The organism is Gammaproteobacteria bacterium (genome assembly GCA_013003425.1).
Classification (GTDB): Bacteria; Pseudomonadota; Gammaproteobacteria; order Steroidobacterales; family JABDKV01; genus JABDJB01.
Genome location: JABDJB010000109.1, coordinates 12,200 through 33,440, shown reverse-complemented (window position 1 = coordinate 33,440; position 21,241 = coordinate 12,200). Strand labels below are relative to the sequence as shown.

Below are 21,241 nucleotides of genomic sequence, written 5' to 3'. Positions count from 1 at the left end.
GGCGCGCCTCCAAAAAAAAACGTCGCTGAAGCGACGTTTAAACAATATGGCGCGCCCGGAGAGATTCGAACTCCCGACCGCCTGGTTCGTAGCCAGGTACTCTATCCAGCTGAGCTACGGGCGCGTGGATTGCGTAGTGTACAGATTTTTTCGCGGGTGTCTGCCGGCAGCGCTGTACAGGACGACTCGGGATTCGCGGCTGAAGCCGCTCCTGCGATGCCAGGACCCGGATTCCGGCGGCAAGTAATCGCGGCAAGATGCCGCTCCCACGAGACCTCGCATGTAGTCGCGGATGGAAGCCGCTCCTGCCATGCCAGGACCCGGATTCCGGCGGCAAGTAATGCCGCTCCTACGAGACCTCGCATGTAGTCGCGGATGGAAGCCGCTCCCACAAAATTTGAGCGTCCCTGCTGTCCTGAAGCAAAGCCACTAAACGTCCGTCCCCCGTGGCCCGCATTCGAAGCCGGCGCGCGTGCTGTTACGCACGGCGCCGCTTTTAAACTGGCGGAGAGAGAGGGATTCGAACCCTCGAAGGGCTTTTAACCCTTACTCCCTTAGCAGGGGAGCGCTTTCGACCACTCAGCCATCTCTCCACGGGCAGCGTGAGCTGCCAGGACGGCTCATGGTACTTGCGCAACGGGAATGGGTAAAGATGTGGCCCGGCAAATGCCGTGCTCAGCGGACGGGGACAACCGGCCGGCTAGTCCCCGCCGTTGTTGTCGGCCGCTTTCTCGCCGCCCTCGGTTTCCTCGCGCTGGATCCTCTCGTAAATCTCCTCGCGATGCACCGCCACGTTTTTCGGGGCATTAACCCCGATACGAACCTGATTTCCTTTGACCCCGAGGACGGTCACCGTAACTTCGTCCCCGATCATGACGGTCTCGCCCACGCGCCTCGTCAGAATTAGCATCCAAGCCTCCTCAGCTACTCAATCACACCATTTTCCTTGTACTTTTCCAGGGTGGTAGCTACCTGTCCGGCTGGCTGCTACTGGAATTTTTGTTATCACTTCTATCCGGGTTCAGGATCCCCTAAATTCCTGCGCCCGATATAAAGGCGGCATTATATTAGCAGAACCTACAGAAAGAATGTGTCTTTTGTGAAAAGTTGTGTCGAAGTATAGAGGGCGTTATGTCGCCCCGCCACCAGCTATCTGGTCTAGTCCGAAGGCCTCATGGAGGCTGCGCACTCCCAGCTCCAGGTAGCGCTCCTCCACCAGCACCGACACCTTGATCTCACTGGTGGCGATCATGCGGACGTTGATCCCCTCGGCCGCCAGGGCCTCAAACATGCGCGCCGCGATTCCCGCGTGCGAGCGCATCCCGACCCCAACCACTGAAATCTTGGCGACCTGGGCGTTTCCAATCACTTCTGTGGTCGAGTCCCGCCCCACCGCGGCCTCAACCAGCTGTCGGGTCTCGTCAAAATCGCTGCGGTGCACCGTAAAGCTCAGATCCACCCGGCCGTCGCGCGGCGCGTTGAGCACGATCATGTCAACTTCGATACGGGCGTCTGCCACCGGTGCCAGTATCTGGTAGGCCACCCCGGGCTCGTCCGGGACGCTGGCGATGGTGATCTCCGCCTCGTCGCGATTGAACGCGATTCCTGATACGACTGGTCCTTCCAATTCCGGTGCCTCATAGCTGATTAGTGTGCCGGGCCCCTGCCCGGTTGCCGACATGACCCGCAACGGTACATTGTACTTGCCGGCGAACTCCACTGCGCGTCGCTGCAATACGCGGGAGCCGAGGCTGGACATCTCGAGGATCTCTTCAAAGGTAACCCTCTCCATGCGCCGCGCCGCCGGAACCACGCGCGGATCGGTGGTGTAAATGCCGTCGACATCGGAAAGAATCTGGCATTCTTCGGCGTCCAGCGCGGCGGCAAGCGCCACAGCGGTCGTGTCCGAGCCGCCGCGGCCCAGCGAGGTAATTTCGCCGTTCCCGGCGGCGCCCTGGAAGCCCGCCACCACCGGCACCGTACCTTCATCGAGATCGGCCAGCAGCCGCTCGCAGCCAACGTGCCTGATGCGTGCCTTGCCAAACACGCCGTCCGTCACGATCGGCACCTGGCTGCCAAGGTACGACCGCGCATTGACACCGCGCTCCTGCAGCGCCATGCACATCAGCGCGATAGAAACCTGCTCACCGGATGTCAACAGCATGTCCATTTCGCGCGACCCGGGCCGTTGCGCGATGCGCCGCGCCAGCCCGGCCAGGCGATCGGTGGTGTCGCCCATGGCAGAAAGCACCACGACCACGCGATGCCCGTCGTTGCGGGTGGCAAGCGTGCGTTCTGCTGCGGCTTGTATCAGTTCGACACTGCCGACTGAGGTGCCGCCGAATTTCTGGACGATTAGTGCCAGGAGATGCTCCGGGAAACTGCCACTGCTGTCATGCTACAGCCGGAATGTGGCAGAAATATGCGTGCCGCCACAACGTTGGCTGACAGAATACAACTTATTCTGTCGTGCTATAAGTGCTGCCGATGAATACTTCAACCGGGGCAACGACCGATTCGCGGCGGCTGTACGTGCTGCTGATGTTGCTGGCCGTCTATACACTCAATTTTCTCGACCGGCAGATCCTCAGCATCCTCGCAATTCCCGTCAAGGCGGATCTTGGCTTGTCGGATACTCAACTGGGCCTGCTCGGGGGAACCGCTTTTGCGCTGTTCTACTCCACGCTCGGTATCCCGGTCGCCCTGCTGGCAGATCGCTACAGCCGCACCAGGATCATGATGTACGCCTTGCTGCTGTGGAGCGTAATGACGGCAGCATGCGGAATGGCGCAGGGCTTCTGGCAGCTGTTCATGGCGCGCCTTGGCGTTGGTATCGGTGAATCCGGTGGCGTCGCCCCGGCCCACTCGCTCATATCCGACTACTTCCCGTCGCACCAGCGCGCCCGGGCGCTCGCCGTCTATTCATTCGGCGTGCCCATTGGTATTGCGCTGAGCATGCTGCTGGGTGGCGCGGTCTCGACCGCCACTGACTGGCGCTACGCCTTTATCATTGTGGGGCTCGCCGGGGTAATCGTTGCACCGATCTTTCGCTTTACTGTCGCCGAGCCGCCGCGTGGCCGCTACGACGCGTCCGCTGCGCTGCCGCCGGCCAGGCTAAAACAAATATGGGCCACACTCGCCGGCAAGCGCAGCTACTGGCTTGTCGGCCTGGGGGCGGTGGCAGCATCGGTTGTCGGCTACGGGATTATTTTCTGGCTGCCGTCGCTGGTGACACGCAGCTACGGGCTCGAGCTGCTGGACACCGCATTTTTCATGGCGGCGTTGTTTCTCATCGGTGGTACAGCCGGGCTGTGGCTCGGCGGCATGCTGGTCGATCGCTATGGCCGCAACAACCGCGCTGTCTATGCGCTGCTGCCCGCCGCGGCGTTTGCCCTGTCGGCACCGCTATACGCAGTCGGCATAATGGCGCCGTCAGCTGGAATCGCATTTGTCGTGCTGCTGCTGCCAACCGGGCTGGGCCTGGCCTGGCTGGGGCCGGTGCTGGCCGCGGTGCAGCACCTGGTGCGTGCCGACATGCGGGTGACTGCCGCAGCGATTTTGATTTTCAAGGTCAACCTGGTCGGACTGGGGCTGGGTACGGCAGTGCTGGGTGCCTTGTCAGACGCGCTGACCGTCCGCTTCGGCGACAATGGCCTGCGCTACGCCCTGCTGGCCAGTCTGCTGCTGTATTTCGTTGCGGCCATCCTGATGTGGCGCGGCGCACGCTACCTGGCGGATGACTGGCAGGAATAGCCGCTAAAGAGCGTCGCGCACCAGCTGCTCGACCGAGGCCAGCGCATCGTCGAGCCGTGACGGATCATTACCGCCGGCCTGCGCCATGTCGGCACGACCACCGCCGCGGCCACCGACCTGCTCGGCTACTTTTGCGATGATGTCGCCGGCCCTGAGCCTGTCGGTCAATGGCCTGGCGACCCCGGCCACCAGCCGCACCTTGTCGCCGTCGGCCGCGCCCAGCACGACGACAGAGTCACCGAGCTTGTCGCGAAAGCGATCCATGGCGTCGCGCAGCATCTTGGGGTTGCCGCCATCGACACGCAGCGCCAGCACTTTTATGCCATTAACTTCCACGGCTTTTGTTACCGGGTCTTCGCTGCCGGCACCAAGCAGCTGGGTTTTCAGCTGCCGGATTTCCTTCTCGGCCGACTTGCTGCGCTCGAGCAGATCATGGAGGCGGGTTTCGACCTCATCACGATTGCTGCGGAGCAAATCGCTGACCCGGGCCAGCCGCCGGTCCGCCTCGCGGACGTAGGCCACGGCGGCCTCACCGGTCAGCGCTTCGACGCGTCGCACGCCTGCCGCGATACCGGTTTCGTTTATCAGTTTGAACAGCCCGATGTCACCGGCGCGCTGCACGTGAGTGCCGCCACAAAGCTCCATGGAAAAATCGCCCAGGCGCAATACCCGCACTTCGTCGTCGTATTTTTCGCCGAAGAAAGCCAGCGCCCCCTGCTCCACGGCCTGCTCGTAAGGCAGCACGCGTGTTTCTCCGGCCGCGTTGGCGCGGATTTCACGGTTAACCAGGTCCTCGATCTGCTGCGCCTGCTCAGCGGTCACCGGCGCGTCGTGTGCAAAATCGAAACGCAGCCGGTCAGGCGCGACCAGTGAACCTTTCTGCACGACATGCGTACCCAGAACTTTACGCAGGGCGGCATGCAGCAGGTGGGTGGCGGAGTGATTCAGGATGATGTTCTGGCGCCGCGCCGCATCGACCGTGGCATTCAGCCGATCGCCAATGGCAATACTGCCAGACGCAAGCTTGCCAATATGACCGTGTGCCCTGGCTAACTTCTGCGTGTCGCTGACTTCGAATTGTGCGTCCACGGCGACCAGCGTGCCGGTGTCACCGACCTGACCACCGCTTTCAGCATAAAACGGCGTGCGGTCCAGTATGACGATGGCATCCTGGCCGCTGCTGATCTGATCCACCGCGGCGCCATCGACATACAGGCCAACGACCTTGCCGTCACCCTCGGTAGCGTCGTAACCGGTAAATTCGGTAATGGCTTCCGTTTCAAGCTGCTTGCTGTAGGTGCGCTCGAACTTGCTGCCAGCATGCGATTTTTCACGCTGCTGCGCCATCGCGGCATCAAAACCGGCCTTGTCGACGGCAAGACCGCGCTCGCGGGCGATATCGGCCGTGAGGTCTTCCGGAAAGCCATAAGTATCGTAAAGCTTGAATACGGTTTCCCCGGGGATCGTTTTGCCGGACAGGTCGGCGATCACCGACTCGAGCAATCCCATGCCACGTTCCAGCGTCTCGGCAAATTGCTCTTCCTCTTTTAGCAGCGTGCGTGCGACAAAACTGCTTTTCTCGCGCAATTCGGGATAAGCGTCGCCCATCTCACGGTCGAGCGATGTCACCAGCTTGTGAAAAAACGGTTCGTTGCAACCGAGCTTGTAACCATGGCGTATCGCGCGGCGAATAATGCGTTTGAGTACGTAGCCGCGGCCCTCGTTGGATGGCAGCACCCCATCGGTGACCAGGAATGAGCTGGCGCGGATGTGGTCGGCGATGACACGCAACGAGGAGTCGGCTGGGTCGGCCGCGCCGGTAGCCTCGATCGCGTCTTTGATAATGCCGCGAAACAGGTCGATATCGTAGTTGCTGTGCACGCCCTGCATCACCGCCGCGGCACGTTCCAGCCCCATCCCGGTATCGACCGACGGGCGCGGCAGCTCGGTCATCGTGCCATCGGCGCCGCGGTCGTACTGCATGAAGACGAGGTTCCACACCTCGACATAGCGGTCGCCGTCTTCGTCGGGAGATCCGGGCGGTCCACCTGCAACCCCGGGACCGTGGTCGTAAAAAATCTCCGAGCAGGGTCCGCACGGTCCGGTATCGCCCATGGCCCAGAAATTGTCTTTCTTGCCGAGACGAGCGAAACGCGCAGGGTCAACGCCGATATGCTTCAGCCAGATGTCGCCCGCCTCGTCGTCATCATGGTAAATCGTCACCCATAACCGTGCCGGATCAAGACCCAGCGTGGCGGTGACGTACTCCCATGCATACTCGATCGCCTCGCGCTTGAAGTAGTCGCCGAAGCTGAAATTTCCCAGCATTTCGAAAAACGTATGATGACGCGTGGTGTAGCCCACGTTCTCGAGGTCGTTATGCTTGCCACCGGCGCGCACGCAACGTTGCGACGTCACAGCGCGACTGTAGCTGCGCTTGTCGTTGCCGAGAAAGACATCCTTGAATTGCACCATGCCGGCATTGGTAAACAGCAAGGTAGGATCATTGGCCGGCACCAGCGAGCTCGAAGGCAGCACCTGGTGGCCCTTCCCCGAAAAATAGTCGAGGAAACTCTTTCTTACGTCACGGCTTTTCACGCCGGTATTGTGCCATCTCGGCGTTGCAGCACAACGCCCGCCGACTATTGCCGGCCCAGCACAGCGCGAATCTGCTCGGCATCGAAGCCGCGATACTCCAGAAACCGGGTCTGACGGGCTCGCTCACGCAGATCTGCGGGCGCGGCATCGCCAAATTTCTTCTGCTTTGCCTGACGCGCCTGGGCGATCCAGTCGAGCCCCGGATCAGCCAGGGCGTCATCGATGGCCGCATCATCCAGCCCGCGCTGGCGCAATTCCGCCCGCAGACGCAGCGGACCCACCCCGCGACGGCTGCGCGAGGCGACATAGGATTCGGCGAAGCGCACCTCGCTGAGCAGGCCCTCCTCGACCAGGCCAGCGAGGGTGTTTTCAACAGTATCGGTATCGTAGCCGCGCGTTGCCAGCTTGGCGCGCAGCTCCTGCCGGCTGTGCTCGCGACGGGCCAGCAGGTTTAGGCCGGCCTCGCGTGCGCGTTGTAATTCCTCGTCGTTCATTGCGGAATAAAAAAGCCGGGCCGCACGCGCGACCCGGCTTTGCACGGGTAATCCCTCAGCCTGCCTTCTTCACCGCTTTGCTGTCTTCTTCCTCTGCTTCTTCAGCAGCATCGGCAGATACGCTCTTTGGCAGTAGTTTGTCACGCAGTTCGCGATCGATCCTGTCAGCCAGCTCGGCATGTTCAATTAGATAACGGCGTGCGTTGTCTTTACCCTGACCAATGCGCTCGCTTTCAGCCGTGTACCAGGCGCCGGACTTCTGCACCAGCCCGTGCTCGACACCGAGATCGATCAGCTCGCCCTCACGCGAAATGCCGGCACCATAAAGGATCTCGAATTCGGCCTTGCGGAATGGCGGTGAGACCTTGTTTTTAACCACCTTGACCCGGGTCTGGTTACCGATGACTTCATCGCCCTTCTTGATGGCGCCGATACGACGGATATCGAGCCGCACCGACGAGTAGAACTTGAGCGCGTTGCCGCCTGTGGTGGTTTCGGGGCTGCCAAACATGACGCCGATCTTCATGCGGATCTGGTTAATAAAAATAACCAGCGTATTGGAGCGCTTGATATTTGCTGTCAGCTTGCGCAGCGCCTGGGACATCAGCCGGGCGTGCAGGCCGACGTGTGAATCGCCCATGTCGCCCTCGATTTCGGCCTTTGGCGTCAGTGCAGCGACGGAGTCGATAACGACAACGTCGACCGCGCCGGAGCGCACCAGCATGTCGGTTATTTCCAGTGCCTGTTCGCCAGTGTCAGGCTGTGACACCAGCAGGTCGTCGACGTTGACACCCAGCTTCTCCGCGTAAACCGGGTCGAGCGCGTGCTCGGCATCGACAAATGCCGTGGTGCCGCCTGCCTTCTGCGCCTCGGCAACCACCTGCAGGGTGAGCGTCGTTTTACCGGACGCTTCCGGACCGTAAATTTCTACAACGCGCCCGCGCGGCAGGCCACCGACACCCAGCGCGATGTCCAGGCCCAGCGAACCGGTGGAAACGACCTCGATATCCGGGATGGCGCCAGGGTCGCCCAGCCGCATGACCGACCCTTTGCCGAACTGCTTTTCGATCTGGCCAAGGGCGGCCGAGAGAGCTTTCTTTCTGTTGTCGTCCATCCGAATCACCTGTGAGTACGTAAATTTGCCGTGGAAACTGGCGCAATTATGTCACGGAACATTGCGCCCGACAGCTACCAAATACCTGTATCAACGGTGACTTTTTGCAGCGCCAAAGGGATTACCTGCGCTTTCGTTTTAGAGCCCTTGATATTCCCCGCTTTTGCTCAGGTCAGCGCAACGGAAAGGTACGCAGGATCAGGTATTCCGACTGGCGCTGCCCGGTAATCGATTCAACCAGGCAGAAACTGTCCGCCCGCCAGCGCACTTTCGGCACGGCCGTGGCGTATACCGCGTGCTGTGCCTTGCGCGCCAGGGTGACGTGCGGGCGGTAGCGGCGCCGCTCGGCAGAAAAACCGCAGACTTCCAGTTCGCGCCACAGCGCATCCGCAAGTATTCCTGGTGCTGCGACCTCCTCGGGCGCAGGAGCCAGCCAGAGAATCCGGCTGCGGTGCCAGAAACCGACCCGGTCGAGTACCAGGTCAAACGCACTGGTGGTGACCCTGGTTGCCGCCTGCTCGACACAGGCCACCGTCTCGGAATCAACTGAGTGCAGAAACGCCAGGGTAATGTGCAGATTCTGTGGCAGCACGGGCCGCCCCTCGCTGTCTGCGACCACGCTGCGGGTCGCGCGCAGAATGCTGTCGCCTGTTTCCTCGTCCGGCCACAGCGCGAAAAACAGCCGCTTTGTTGTCCCTGTCATCGCCAAAGCCTAACCCGGCCCCGATATTTCTGCCGCTAAAACAATACCCTGCGAAAAACCGGCCCTAACTGGTTGCAAGACCGATAAATGGGGTTATTATCCCCAATTATAAGACGCTGAAACTGACGCAAAAGAAATGTCAGTGCGGCGCCCTTTCATTTTTCAACGCCGGGTTCGATTGGCAGGGAGGGCGACTGCGGCCAGGGATGGCCACCATCCTGTGGCGCCGTCTCCTCCGCCAGCCCGGCAATCATCCAGCGCGGAGGAAGACACCATGAAGACCAGTTTAATTACATTTCTGGCTGCCCTTACGTTTGCAGCAGGCACCGCTTTTGCCGGTATCGATGAAGGCGGGATCCTCGGGATCGACGAAGGCGGCAACCAGGGCATCGACGAGGGCGGGATCCTTGGTATCGACGAAGGCGGCACCAGGGGCATCGACGAGGGCGGCGCCAGAGGCATTGATGAGGGCGGTACCGACGGGGCGTGCCTGCTCAAGCTGGGTAACCTGCAGCTGATCTGCAATGGCCTTGAAGGTATGTTCCGGACTTAAGGTAAGTAATCGTGGACAAGGTCTGCCTCTGCACCAGACAATAGGATCATGATCGTAATGTTGCCACCGCAGCTTGGCGCACGCGCAGGCGAGGAGCCGGACAGCAAGTCCTATGTGCTCCGCGCCTGTCGCGTCATGCTGCGCCCCATCATTCGCATGTTGCTCAAGAGCGGCATCGTGCACCGGGACATGCTCAAGGTGACGCGCGAAGTGTATGTGGATGTTGCGCGCCGTGAGTTTGGTCTTGGCGGACGGCCAACCAGCATTTCGCGCACGGCTTTGCTGACCGGCCTGGCGCGCAAAGAAGTCCGCCGGATAGCCGACCAGATTGAAGCGGGAGGTGGTGCGGTTTTTGAGCCGGGCAACCAGGATCGAATCGCGCGGGTGCTGTCGGGCTGGTTCCAGGACACGGACTACCTCGACGACGACGGATTGCCACGACCCCTGCCCGCAGACGGACTACCACCGAGCTTTGCCAGTCTCAAGGCTCGCTATGGCGGCGATGTTCCGGCCAGCGCAATACTCCGCGAGCTACTCAATTGCGGTACGGTCCAGAAAAACGACGACGGGCTGCTGCAGCCGGTTTACCGTAACTACCGTCCCAACCCGGCCAAACCGGAGCATTTACTGCGTGCCGGCAGCGTCCTCGAAGATGTCGGCACGACCGTTATGCGGAATCTATTCCGCGGTGAAAATGGCGCGCGCTGGCTGGAGCGCCGCGCCAGCAACACCAGCATGCCCGAGCACGTGCAAGACGAATTTCGCGAAATGCTGGCTCGCGAAGGACAGGAATTTCTTGAGAAAGTGGACGCCTGGATGACCGAGCACGAGCTTACTGACGATGGCGAAAAGACCATACGTCTCGGCGTCGGCATGTACATCATCAGGGATGACGATCAGACGCCGCAGGACTGAAGCACCTCAGGCTGAAGTTTTCTTGTCTTCTATGTAGCGATCAATCTCGCGTTCCAGCAGAAACAGCGGAACATCCCCATTCTGCAGAACGGCGCGATGAAACTCTCGGATGTCGAAAGCCTCTCCAAGCTCTGCTTTGGCCTTCCCGCGTAGCTCCAGCAATTTGATCATCCCGACCTTGTAGGCCGTCGCCTGACCGGGCCACACCATGTAGCGTTCGATTTCGGCAGTAGCATCGGACAGCCGGGTACCGGTGTATTCAACCATGTAGTCAATCGCCTGCTCACGGGTCCAGCGCTTCTGGTGCACACCGGTGTCGACGACCAGCCGGACCGCCCGCAGCATTTCGTCCTTGAGCCGGCCAAGGTCACTGAACGGATCGTCGTCGAGATAACCGGCTTCCCAGGCAAGACGCTCAGCGTATAGCCCCCAACCCTCGGAAAAGGCGGTAAACCCGAGAAACTTGCGAAACTGCGGCACACCGCTCAGCTCACTCTGGATGGATGTCTGGTAGTGATGCCCTGGTATCGCCTCGTGATAGGCAAGCGTGCGCAGGCTCCAGGTGGGGTGCTCATGCGTATCACGCAGGTTCAGAAAAAACACGCCGGGACGGCTGCCATCCTGTGACGGACCCTGGTAGTAGGCAAGCGCCGAACCCTCCTCGCGAAATTCCGGGACCCGGCGCACTTCGACCGGTGCCTTGATCTCAAGGTCAAACATCTCGCTGATGCCGGCGTCTATTTCATTAATAATTTCCTGGAAATCGTCGATCAGCTGTTGCCGGCCCTCGTCCGTATTGGGATAAAGAAACTGCTCCTCCCGGCCAAGCGCCACCATGCGCTCACCAACTGTCCCTTCGGTGTAACCCTGGGCGACCAGTATCCGATCCATTTCGGCGCTGATGCGGGCAACTTCGTCCAGACCGATCTGGTGAATTTCATCGGCCGTCAACCGTGTCGTGGTGTGCTGGAACAGCTGCTGCGCGTAGTAGGCATCACCGTTGGGCAGCTTCCATACACCGTGGTTGGTTGTTGCTTTGGCCTTTAAGCCTTCGAAATAAGCAATCAGATTACGGTAGGCCGGGTAAACGGTGTCATCAATTTCCGTCTGGACCTGTTGCAGCAACTTATCCAGTTCCGCTTGCTCGATACCGGACAGTTGCTCTGATTTTTCGGCAAACGACGTATAGAGAATATTCTCGGTCGGCGGCTTGCCGATAAAGCCATTCATTTCGTCGAGGACTTTTTCCACCGCAAAACGCGGCGGAATGATGCCCCTGCTCTCGCGCAGTCGCAGGTCTTCCAGCAGCTGATCGAAATAGCGCCCGGTCTGGGAAAGACGCGAAATATAGTGTTCGCAGTCCAGCCGGTCGCCGATGTGGTGAATGCTGGCCATAAATGATGGAAAGCCGTTTTGCACGCCACCCATCTGGTTGACCGGGTAGCCGTGCCAGAGAAAATCGCGCCCGCCGCTTTGCTGCTGCAGAAAAAATTCCATGATGTCGTACGACAGTGCCTTCTGGCCGCTGAGCTTGCCGCGGTCGTAGCGCGCGAGAATCTCCAGGTCTTTCTCGATCATATCGGCAAACCACTCGGTTCGTTCCGGCGAAATATCGTCGAGCTTTGCGTTATGGCCGCGTATACCAAGACCTTCCAGCAGCCGCATAGAGCTCAGCGACTGCGGGCTCTGCAAACCGAACTCCAGGAACGCCCGCTCGAAAAAAACCTCGATGAAAACGGGCTTGAACCAGATGCTGTTGACAACAAATGCGCCGAGCAGCAAAACAACTGCCCCGGAACCCAGACCGAACCACTTCAGGAACTTCTTCATCAATCCCCCAAAAAAGAGATACCCGCCGCTGCTACGACGAGACTATTTCAATCAAACCTTCCAGCGCGGCCGCTACTGCCTGGCGCCGGACTGCCGCGCGATCGCCGGCGAAATCCTCGCAGCGCGACGTACAGGGCTCGCCCTGGCGCGTGGCCCACGCCAGCCAGACCGTGCCGACCGGCTTGTCTATGCTGCCGCCATCCGGCCCGGCGATACCGCTCACCGCTACTGCAAGGTCTGCACCTGCCGCATGCAGTGCCCCCTGCGCCATTGCCCGCACCACGCCTTCGCTCACGGCGCCGTGCGTCTCGAGCAGGTCGACGGGCACATCGATCAGAGCTGACTTTGCCGCATTGCTGTAAGTGACCAGTCCGCGCTCAAACCACGCCGAACTGCCGGCGATGTCGGTCAGGCACTTTGCGATCCACCCCCCGGTACACGACTCTGCCGTCGTCACCTTCAGGCCGGCGGCAGCCAGGTGCTGTCCCAGCTCTTCGGCCAGCGCGTAAAGGATGTCATCATTCATCGTAGACTCATACTACACGCGGCAGTTCAGACGGTGCGATAAACAGCCAGGTTTCCGGCTACCATTTTCTCGGCACTGAAGTTTGCCGCCACCGTCGCACGGCCTCCGTGGCCGAGCGCCGACGCCAGCGTTGCGTCCGCCAGAATACTGTTTACCGCTTTGGCCAGCGCGGCAGCATCCGCCGGCGGCACCAGCAGGCCGCTTTTGCCATCGATCACCGCTTCAGGAATTCCGCCGGCGGCGCTGGCCACTACCGGCAGACCGGCCTGCAGCGCCTCCAGCACGGCGACACCCAGACCCTCGCGCAACGCCGGATGTACGACCAGGTCGATATTCGGCAACACGCGTTCGAGTTCATCACAAAAGCCGGGCATGGTAACGACAGAGTTCAGGCCGGCATCGTCGATTGCCTGCTGCAGCGCTGCACGGTTGCGGCCGTCGCCAAAAAACATTACACGCACGTCGGGATGGCGACGCACGATATCGGGCAATGCGTTTATCAATACGCGGTGTCCCTTGCGCTCGATCAGTTGTGCAATTACGCCGATCAGGCGCACGTTGGGCGGCACCCCGAAGCGCTGCTCGAGCCACTGCCGGTCACGCGGAAATGACGCCGATGGCGGCACCGCGTCGGGCACGCAAACGAGTTTTTCCTGCCCGACACCGGCCTCGTGCAGTACGTTATAAATTGCGTGGGAAATGGCAATGATGCGGTCGACCAGCGCGTATTTGGCGGTTGCCAGTAGTCGCGACTCGCGGTTGTCGACCCGACGTGACAGCACTACCGGGATACCCAGCCGCAGCGACGCCAGTCCGCCAATCCAGTCGGCACCACGCCTGCTGTGCAGATGAACGATATCGGGACTGGTCTGGCGGATGATTCGCCGCAGCCTTGGCACGCCGGCGACATCGATGTCGCCACGCAGCGGCACCTGCCGCAACTGCGCAGCCGGGCTGGCTGCGGCAATAGCGCTGCCCTCCGGACAAACCAGAACATTCTCTACACCTTCCGCGCGCAAGCCCCGGAGCAACAACAGGACCTGCGCCGGGCCGCCATAGAGATGGCGACCGGCTTCGACGTGCAAAACTTTCACCGGTTGCCGTAGCCGGATGCGCTGATTAGCATTCTCGTTTGCCTCCTCGCCGCAGTCTAATGAGTCGCAGCAGAAACGACCAACATACCCCGATGATGCGCCAGTACCTGGGGATCAAAGCAGAGTACCCCGATACGCTGCTTTTTTACCGTATGGGCGACTTCTATGAGATGTTTTATGACGATGCCCAGCGTGCGGCAACGCTGATAGATATCGCACTGACTACGCGTGGCCAGTCAGCCGGCACGCCAATACCGATGGCCGGCGTGCCGGTGCACTCGGTTGACACTTACCTGGCGCGACTGGTGCGGCAGGGTGAGTCGGTGGCAATTTGCGAGCAGATTGGTGACCCCGGCAAATTCAAAGGACCCGTAGAGCGCGCCGTAGTGCGCGTGGTGACGCCCGGCACAGTTACAGACCAGGCACTGCTCGAGGATGCCCGCGACAACTACCTGCTGGCGGCTCACGTAAGCGGCGAGCAAACCGGCCTGGCATGGCTCGATCTTTCCAGCGGGCGCTTTCGCGTGATGGAAACGATATCAAAGGCCGCGCTGGAGGCAGAGCTGCAACGTATCCGGCCAGCCGAAGTTCTCGTGGCGGAAGATGCCGGACCGTCAGTGCTGGCAGATCACCCCGGCCTGCGTCAGCGACCGCCCTGGCACTTCGATACAGAAACCGCGCAACGCCTGCTGTGCGAGCAGTTCGGCACCCGCGACCTGTGCGGTTTTGGCGTCGATGATCTTGACCTGGCAATCGCCGCCGCCGGCGCTCTGCTGCAATACCTCCGCGACACCCAGAAGTCGGCATTGCCGCACCTGCGCGAAATCCATGCCGAGCGTCATGAACAGGCGTTGCAGCTGGATGCAGCAACCCGGCGCAACCTCGAACTGGATTCAAGCCTGGCCGGACGTGAGAAAGACACGCTGGTGGGTATCCTGGATCGCAACGCCACCGCGATGGGCAGCCGCGAACTACGGCGCTGGATCGGCCGCCCGCTGCGCGATCACGGGCTGCTGGAACAACGCTACAGCGCGATTGCGACCCTGATCGATGCCGCTGCCTGCGAATCGCTGCATGAATCGCTTCGTGGCATCGGCGACATAGAGCGAATACTGGCGCGCGTCGGACTACGCTCGGCACGCCCGCGTGATCTCGCGCAACTGCGCGATGCGCTGGCGCGATTGCCGCAACTGCACGACCTGCTTGCAGTGCTGCCTGATGAACAGCTTCGAAACCTGGCGCGGGACTGCAGCGGGCACCCGCAGGTGTCCGAATTGCTGCAGCGTGCGGTGGTCGAATCACCACCGGTAACGATACGCGACGGCGGCATGCTGGCGGACGGCTACGATGCCGAGCTGGATGAGCTGCGTCGTATCAGTACCGACGCGGGGCAATTCCTTATCGACCTCGAACAAAGCGAGCGTGAACGAACCGGACTGGCAAATCTCAAGCTGGGTTACAACCGGGTGCATGGCTATTACATAGAGCTCAGCCGCAGCCAGGCTGAACGCGCTCCTGACAACTACATCCGGCGACAGACGCTGAAAAACAGCGAACGCTACATCACGCCGGAACTGAAGGACTTCGAAGACAAGGTGCTGGGCGCACGCGAACGGGCACTGGCGCGGGAAAAGGAACTGTACGACGGACTGCTCGATAATCTCATCGAGGAACTGGCAGCCCTGCAGGCAACGGCAACCGCGCTCGCCACCGTGGACGTGCTGAACACGCTCGCTGATTGCGCCGTGCGGCTGGACTACTGCCGGCCCGAATTACGCACCGGGCCGGTGCTGGCAATTACGGATGGCCGCCATCCGGTCGTCGAGCAGGTACGCGACGACCCGTTTGTACCCAATGACCTGCAGCTCGACGACCAGCGCCGCATGCTGATCATTACCGGGCCAAACATGGGCGGCAAATCGACCTACATGCGACAGAATGCGCTAATCGTGCTGCTGGCACACATCGGCAGCTATGTACCGGCGCGGCGCGCGGTGATCGGCCCGGTCGACCGGATTTTCACGCGGATCGGCGCCGGTGACGACCTTGCTGGCGGCCGCTCCACTTTCATGGTGGAGATGACTGAAACTGCCAACATCCTGCACAACGCCACTGACCAGAGCCTGGTCCTGATGGACGAAGTCGGTCGCGGTACCAGCACCTTCGACGGCCTGTCGCTGGCCTGGGCCGTTGCCCACCACATCGCCAGCAAGGTGGGCGCGTTTACCCTGTTCGCAACTCACTACTTCGAGCTGACCAGCCTGGCTGAGGAGCTGGGCCCGGTGGCCAATGTGCACCTCGATGCCACCGAACATGCCGATGAGCTGGTGTTCCTGCACAGCGTGCGCGAAGGTCCGGCCAACCAGAGCTACGGCCTGCAGGTGGCGCGGCTCGCCGGTGTGCCGCGCAGTCTCATCGAACGCGCCCGCTCATACCTGAAAGAGCTGGAGCAAAAAGTCAGCGCGCAGGACGGGCCGCAGACCGAACTGCCGCTGTTTGCAGCGTCCCAGGCGCCGGAACCATCTGCGGTTCTGGATAAACTGTCGCGTATCGACCCGGATGAACTGACCCCACGCCAGGCGCTGGACGTTTTGTTCGAACTGAAAAAACTTCACGACTGACAGGAAACATTTATGCGTGACGAACAACGCCGTTCGCTTGACGGTTTGCGCGCCCGGGCCATCACGATCCCGATGCCTCAGGCGGATCGTGACAAGTGGGCCGGCGGCTTTAACCAGCTGGCCGCGATGCAGCACTTCGGCGCAACACTTGACCTGGCCGATGACAAGCTGGTGCGGGTTGTGCTGCCAAAGGTCGAAGACCACCACCGCGGCGGCCTGGGCACGAGCGCGGTGAATGGCGCCGTCATCGCCGGCATGTTCGACTGCGCCCTCGGTGTGGCGGGCGTAATGCAGTTTCCGCGCCAGCGCACCGGCACGGTGGAGTTATCCATCAAGCTACTGCGGCCGGTGGTCGGCGACACGCTGGAGTTTTACGCCGTGGCGATCAAATCCTCGAAGGCTATTGCCTTTGCCGAAAGCGAACTGTTCAGCGGTGGCCGGTTGTGCGCGCTGGCCACGGGCATGGTCGCGATCGCATCGGATCGTGACTGGGCAGCGGTACCCTGAGTCACAGACTGCCAGTCTCGGTGCTGGTGCTTGTGATCAGCGACAGCGCCGAAACGTTGCTGCTGTGCCGGCGCGGTCCGCAGCCACTGTGGCAGTCCGTCACCGGCAGCCTGCTCCCGGGCGAGACGCCCGCTGCTGCCGCCCGGCGTGAACTATGCGAGGAAACCGGAATTACCGACTGCGGCCGGATGCTGGATACCGGCGTCAGCAAGGAGTTCGAAATATTCCCGCAATGGCGCCACCGGTTTGCGCCTGGCGTTACTCATAACCTGGAACACCGCTTCGAACTACGGGTTGAACACGCCGGCGCGGTGCAGCTGTCGCGGCATGAACATCGGGGGTATGCCTGGGTAACGCCGGAGGAAGCACTTGGGCGCATGTTCTCGTGGACTAATCGTGAGGCGCTGCGTCAGGCCCTTTCCCGTCAGCGCCCGGGTAGCTAGCGAAAACCTCGGCACGATACTCTTCCAGCCGGCCACGCAGCTTGTCGGCAATATCCGAATGGTCTCGCGCCAGGTTTACCTGCTCTCGTGGGTCCTGCCCCAGATCAAACAGTTCGAAACGCGGCCATGGCCACTCGAAGCGCCATGGCAGCCATGCGAAGCGCCGCTGCGATTCGATCAGTTTCCAGTTGCCCAGCCGCACCGCGCTTTGCTTACCTCCCCCGTGCGGGATCTTCACGCTTCTTGTAAACCAGTAATACTCCGGTTCGCGTACCTGCGGCTTGCCAGATAGCAGAGGCCGCAGGCTGCCGCCATCACGCTGTGCCGGTGGCTCGACTTCTGCAAAGTCCAGCAGCGTCGGCAGCAGGTCCGTAACCGCCGTGAATTGATCGATAACGCGTGGCTGCAGTACCGCAGGATAGTGGATGAATGCCGGCACCCTGATCCCGCCCTCATAGACATCCGTCTTCGCGCCGCGCAGGGGCGAATTATCCGCCATGATGCTGTGGGAGCCGTGTTTGCCGCCATAATAGTCCCGGGTGTTTTCGAAATAGTTGTCGCCGCCGTTGTCGCTCAGAAAAATAATGATGGTATTGGTCAACAAACCGCGCGACTCCAGCAATTTCACGGTCTCGCCGATGACGTGATCCATGTGAGTCACCATGCCGGCAAACAGGCGACGATCCGGATTTTCGATGGCCGCGTTTGCATCGATGAATTGCGCCGGAGCCTGCAACGGGTAATGCGGGGCACTGAAAGTCACGTTGATAAAGAATGGCTGCCCGGGCTGCTGCAGCAGGCTGCGCAGCTCGGCACCGATCAGGTCAGTCATGTGACCGTCGGCGCTGATCAGCTCGTCATCGCGAAACAGCGACGTCACGCCGCGCTGATCCTCGTGCGTATAGTGATCCATCTGCCCGTGCAGGTAACCGAAGGCCCGCTGGTAGCCGCGCTCGATCGGCCCACCATCAAAGCTGTAGCTCAGGTGCCATTTACCAACGAGTGCGGTGAAGTAGCCATGCCTTCGCAGCAGTTCCGGCAGGGTCGCAAGGTCAGGCGGCAGCGCCGTGCGCCCAGGGAATGGGTGCTGCAGCGACAAGATGCCAAATCGGGCCGGGTTGAGGCCGCTTTCAAAAGCTGCGCGCGTCGCAGTGCACCACGGCATGACGTAGAACTGCTCGAGTTGCACAGCCTGTGCCGCCAGCGCGTCGATGTTTGGCGTCTTGATGTTTGAGCCGTGGTAGCCAACATCATTCCAGCCAAGATCGTCAGCCATGAACACGATGACGTTGGGCCGGGTAGCGCCATCGTCTGGCGCGGCAGTGGAGATTTGGCTGATTGCGGCGAGGGTTAACGCCACGATGATCTGTTTCATCGGCACGACTTCAGACTCGATACGGGCCTCTAGTTTAACCACATAAGAAAAACCCCGCCGAAGCGGGGTTTTTCATTTATTTTTATTATTGCTCTGGTTTCTGTGTCAGCGTCGGCGCGCCGTCGCGCCGAGACCAATCAGACCCAACCCCATCAACAGAAGAATTCCGGGTTCTGACATCTCCATCATCATGTCCACGCCGAGAGATGAATCTTCAAAGACGCCGTTATTAAACAGGCCGTCAGCCCCCCACAATGTCAGCAGATTGCTCTGGTAGCTGTTGGCGATATCGCCAGAGCTGTTGGAAGCGTATTCAAAATCCATGAACGACATCATGATGATGCCGGACAGATCCAGGCTGGCGTCGCGGGTACTAAAATATTCCTGCGCTGCAAGATCGAATGACCAGGAAATATTGCCGATAAGCCCGCCGTCGAATCCGTTGAGATTCGCTCCCATCAGGTTATCGCTGCTTGCCGATGCGGTGCCTACCGCGGTGGTCAGGTCCGAATCGCTGTAGATGCTGATGTTCAGGCTCAGCGCGCCGGTGTCTGCATCCCAGAAACTCGATGCGTTGGTGTCGAGGTTAAACCACGCCAGGATCTGGCCGGCAGCGCCGCCCGCAGATTCAGCGGCGTGGAACACGTTGTGGCGAAACGGGCCATCCGAGTCGGAGGGCATCGAAACGATTGGCGTCGCCAGTAACAGTGAAGGCGTCAGGGCCAGCAGGCCCACGGCTAGTATTTTCTTCATGATTTTAGACTCGATCCATCAAATACCGTCAGCGGTGATAGATAAAAGCAAGAATGGTGCCAGCGCCAGTTATGTCGCGTCAGATCAGCAACTTGACTGTTTGACCAGTGGGGGCAATCTGGCTTTTTTGTAAGGTTTCTCGACGGTTAGCCGCGACGTTTCGTGACAATCAGAACGTGTCTGGCCCCTTTTCAGCGATTCCCGGCCGCAGCCGCAATCCGAGTTCTTTCAGCTGGCGCTCGCCAACTTCCGATGGCGCGCTGGTGAGCGGACACAAGGCGCTCTGGGTCTTCGGAAAAGCAATCACTTCGCGAATGCTGCCGACACCGGCCATCATTGCCACCAGGCGGTCCAGCCCGAATGCGATGCCGCCATGCGGCGGGCAACCGTAACGCAGCGCATCGAGCAGAAATCCAAAACGCGACTCGGCTTCGTCCCGGGTGATTCCAAGCAGGGAAAATACGGTCGACTGCATGTCGCTGTCATGAATACGGATTGATCCGCCGCCGATTTCCGAACCGTTCAGTACCAGGTCATAAGCGCGCGATAACGCTTCACCCGGCGCCGCATTGAGTTGTTCTGTGTCATCCACTGACGGCGCGGTAAACGGATGATGCAGGGCGTCCCAGCGCTTCTCGTCTTCATTCCAGTCGAACATCGGAAAATCGACGATCCAGACCGGTCGCCACTGGCCCTCCAGCAAATTACGATCCAGCGCGACACGGTCACGTAGCGCGCCGAGCGAATCGTTAACCACTTTTGCCTTGTCGGCGCCAAAAAACACCAGGTCGCCGGTGTCCGCGCCAGTGCGCTGCATAATGCCCGTAATCGTTTCATCGGGCAGGAATTTCAAAATGGGGGACTGCAGGCCATCACGCCCGGTTGCCCCATCGTTCACCTTTATATAGGCCAGCCCGCGTGCTCCGTAGCGACCAACAAATTCGGTGTATCCATCGATCACCTTGCGCGACAGCCCGGCACCGCCAGGTACGCGCAGCGCCGCAACCCGGCCCTGCGGGTCCGCCGCGGGACCGGCGAAAACCTTGAATTCCACGCCTGCCATCAGATCGCCGCAATCGACAAGCTCCAGCGGATTGCGCAGGTCCGGACGATCGCTGCCGTAACGACGCATCGCCTCGGCGTAAGTCATACGTGGAAACGGATCGGGCAGCTCGACGCTCTGCACGTCGGCGAACAGCTGGCGAATCATGGTTTCCATCAGCTGCATCAGCTGCTGCTCGTCGATGAAGGACATTTCGATATCGAGCTGGGTAAATTCAGGCTGCCGGTCGGCGCGCAGGTCCTCATCACGAAAGCAGCGTACGACCTGATAGTAACGGTCCATGCCCGACATCATCAGCAACTGCTTGAAAATCTGCGGCGACTGCGGCAGCGAGAAAAAACTGCCCGGATGCGTGCGACTGGGTACGAGGTAGTCCCGTGCGCCTTCCGGCGTAGACCGGGTCAGCATCGGTGTCTCGATATCGAGAAAACCATTGGCATCGAGGAAAGCACGCAGCGCCATGGTTACGCGATGGCGCAGGCGTATGTTCGCCAGCATCTGTTCACGCCGCAGGTCGATATAGCGATAGCGCAGCCGCAACTCTTCACCGGCCTGCTCATCGTGATGAAATGGCGGAGTATCGGCGACACTGAGAATCTCGGCATCGGTTGCCAGTATCTCGATTTCGCCCGTGGTCATATTTGGATTAACGGTGCCGTCGGGCCGGCGCCGCACCCGGCCGTGCACACGCAATACGTATTCGCTGCGTACCTTGTCGGCCAGTGCGAACACCTCCGCACGGTCCGGGTCGAAGACCACCTGCACCAGCCCTTCGCGGTCACGCAAATCGATAAAAATGACGCCACCGTGATCACGACGGCGGTGGACCCAGCCGGCAACATCGACTTCCTGGTCGATCAGTTTGGCAGTAACTTCACCGCAATAATGGCTACGCATAA

At 60.6% G+C, this 21,241-nt stretch carries 17 protein-coding genes, 2 tRNA genes and 1 pseudogene; 6 read left to right on the top strand and 14 right to left on the bottom strand.

The window, feature by feature from the left end:
- Positions 1 to 47: 47 nt before the first annotated feature.
- The 4 genes from HKN06_14580 to HKN06_14565 form a co-directional block, all read right to left on the bottom strand.
- Positions 48 to 124 (bottom strand) — tRNA-Arg (locus HKN06_14580).
- Between the two features lie 378 nt (positions 125 to 502).
- A tRNA-Ser gene (locus HKN06_14575) sits at positions 503 to 593 on the bottom strand.
- Positions 594 to 700: 107 nt separating this feature from the next.
- Positions 701 to 910, bottom strand: coding sequence for a carbon storage regulator CsrA (csrA, locus tag HKN06_14570; GenBank protein ID NNF62535.1), 210 nt, complete (start codon positions 908 to 910; stop codon positions 701 to 703).
- A 219-nt stretch (positions 911 to 1,129) separates the two neighbouring features.
- The gene (locus HKN06_14565) at positions 1,130 to 2,365 is read right to left on the bottom strand and encodes an aspartate kinase (protein NNF62534.1); all 1,236 of its coding nucleotides are present in this window, start codon (positions 2,363 to 2,365) and stop codon (positions 1,130 to 1,132) included.
- Positions 2,366 to 2,487: 122 nt separating this feature from the next.
- Between HKN06_14565 and HKN06_14560 the strand changes: the two genes are divergently transcribed.
- The gene (locus HKN06_14560; GenBank protein ID NNF62533.1) at positions 2,488 to 3,753 is read left to right on the top strand and encodes an MFS transporter; all 1,266 of its coding nucleotides are present in this window, start codon (positions 2,488 to 2,490) and stop codon (positions 3,751 to 3,753) included.
- Positions 3,754 to 3,756: 3 nt separating this feature from the next.
- Here the strand turns inward: HKN06_14560 and alaS are convergent, their stop codons facing one another.
- From alaS to thpR, 4 genes are all read right to left on the bottom strand, one after another.
- Positions 3,757 to 6,351, bottom strand: a complete 2,595-nt coding sequence (gene alaS / locus HKN06_14555; protein ID NNF62532.1) for an alanine--tRNA ligase — start codon at positions 6,349 to 6,351, stop codon at positions 3,757 to 3,759.
- Positions 6,352 to 6,395: 44 nt separating this feature from the next.
- Positions 6,396 to 6,845 carry a regulatory protein RecX gene (locus HKN06_14550; GenBank protein NNF62531.1) on the bottom strand — a complete coding sequence of 150 codons (450 nt, stop codon included), beginning with the start codon at positions 6,843 to 6,845 and terminating at the stop codon, positions 6,396 to 6,398.
- Between the two features lie 55 nt (positions 6,846 to 6,900).
- Positions 6,901 to 7,959 carry a recombinase RecA gene (gene recA, locus HKN06_14545; GenBank protein NNF62530.1) on the bottom strand — a complete coding sequence of 353 codons (1,059 nt, stop codon included), beginning with the start codon at positions 7,957 to 7,959 and terminating at the stop codon, positions 6,901 to 6,903.
- A 172-nt stretch (positions 7,960 to 8,131) separates the two neighbouring features.
- Positions 8,132 to 8,662 (bottom strand): RNA 2',3'-cyclic phosphodiesterase, encoded by a 531-nt coding sequence (thpR, locus tag HKN06_14540; protein ID NNF62529.1) that lies wholly within the window; start codon positions 8,660 to 8,662, stop codon positions 8,132 to 8,134.
- 337 nt (positions 8,663 to 8,999) lie between these two features.
- Between thpR and HKN06_14535 the strand changes: the two are divergent.
- Positions 9,000 to 9,137: pseudogene (locus tag HKN06_14535) on the top strand (copper resistance protein CopB).
- 126 nt (positions 9,138 to 9,263) lie between these two features.
- The gene (locus HKN06_14530) at positions 9,264 to 10,130 is read left to right on the top strand and encodes a hypothetical protein (GenBank protein ID NNF62528.1); all 867 of its coding nucleotides are present in this window, start codon (positions 9,264 to 9,266) and stop codon (positions 10,128 to 10,130) included.
- A 6-nt stretch (positions 10,131 to 10,136) separates the two neighbouring features.
- On the opposite strand, the gene HKN06_14525 is transcribed toward HKN06_14530, so the two are convergent.
- From HKN06_14525 to HKN06_14515, 3 genes are read right to left on the bottom strand one after another with little or no spacing between them, the layout of a single operon-like run.
- Entirely contained in the window at positions 10,137 to 11,960 is a 1,824-nt protein-coding gene (locus HKN06_14525) for a DUF885 domain-containing protein (protein ID NNF62527.1), read from the bottom strand.
- A 31-nt stretch (positions 11,961 to 11,991) separates the two neighbouring features.
- A complete protein-coding gene (pncC, locus tag HKN06_14520; GenBank protein ID NNF62526.1) occupies positions 11,992 to 12,486 on the bottom strand; it encodes a nicotinamide-nucleotide amidase in 495 nt (164 codons plus the stop codon).
- 26 nt (positions 12,487 to 12,512) lie between these two features.
- Positions 12,513 to 13,580 (bottom strand): glycosyltransferase family 4 protein, encoded by a 1,068-nt coding sequence (locus HKN06_14515; GenBank protein NNF62525.1) that lies wholly within the window; start codon positions 13,578 to 13,580, stop codon positions 12,513 to 12,515.
- A 59-nt stretch (positions 13,581 to 13,639) separates the two neighbouring features.
- On the opposite strand from HKN06_14515, the gene mutS reads away from it, so the two are divergent.
- Genes mutS through nudB form a run of 3 tightly spaced genes read left to right on the top strand, consistent with a single transcriptional unit; the run spans position 13,640 to position 17,151 of the window.
- Positions 13,640 to 16,201, top strand: coding sequence for a DNA mismatch repair protein MutS (mutS, locus tag HKN06_14510; GenBank protein NNF62524.1), 2,562 nt, complete (start codon positions 13,640 to 13,642; stop codon positions 16,199 to 16,201).
- A 12-nt stretch (positions 16,202 to 16,213) separates the two neighbouring features.
- Entirely contained in the window at positions 16,214 to 16,708 is a 495-nt protein-coding gene (locus tag HKN06_14505; protein NNF62523.1) for a PaaI family thioesterase, read from the top strand.
- On the top strand, positions 16,705 to 17,151 hold the full coding sequence (nudB, locus tag HKN06_14500) for a dihydroneopterin triphosphate diphosphatase (protein NNF62522.1): 447 nt from the start codon (positions 16,705 to 16,707) through the stop codon (positions 17,149 to 17,151). Before HKN06_14505 ends, nudB begins: the two co-directional genes overlap by 4 nt.
- On the opposite strand, the gene HKN06_14495 is transcribed toward nudB, so the two are convergent.
- The 3 genes from HKN06_14495 to aspS all read right to left on the bottom strand — a co-directional run bounded on the left by HKN06_14495 (position 17,099) and on the right by aspS (position 21,239).
- Complete coding sequence (locus HKN06_14495) at positions 17,099 to 18,526, bottom strand: sulfatase-like hydrolase/transferase (protein NNF62521.1); 1,428 nt, start codon at positions 18,524 to 18,526, stop codon at positions 17,099 to 17,101. The two genes, nudB and HKN06_14495, sit on opposite strands and share 53 nt — an antisense overlap.
- A gap of 105 nt (positions 18,527 to 18,631) precedes the next feature.
- Positions 18,632 to 19,279 (bottom strand): hypothetical protein, encoded by a 648-nt coding sequence (locus HKN06_14490; protein ID NNF62520.1) that lies wholly within the window; start codon positions 19,277 to 19,279, stop codon positions 18,632 to 18,634.
- A gap of 169 nt (positions 19,280 to 19,448) precedes the next feature.
- Positions 19,449 to 21,239 (bottom strand): aspartate--tRNA ligase, encoded by a 1,791-nt coding sequence (gene aspS, locus HKN06_14485; protein ID NNF62519.1) that lies wholly within the window; start codon positions 21,237 to 21,239, stop codon positions 19,449 to 19,451.
- Between the last annotated feature and the right edge of the window lie 2 nt (positions 21,240 to 21,241).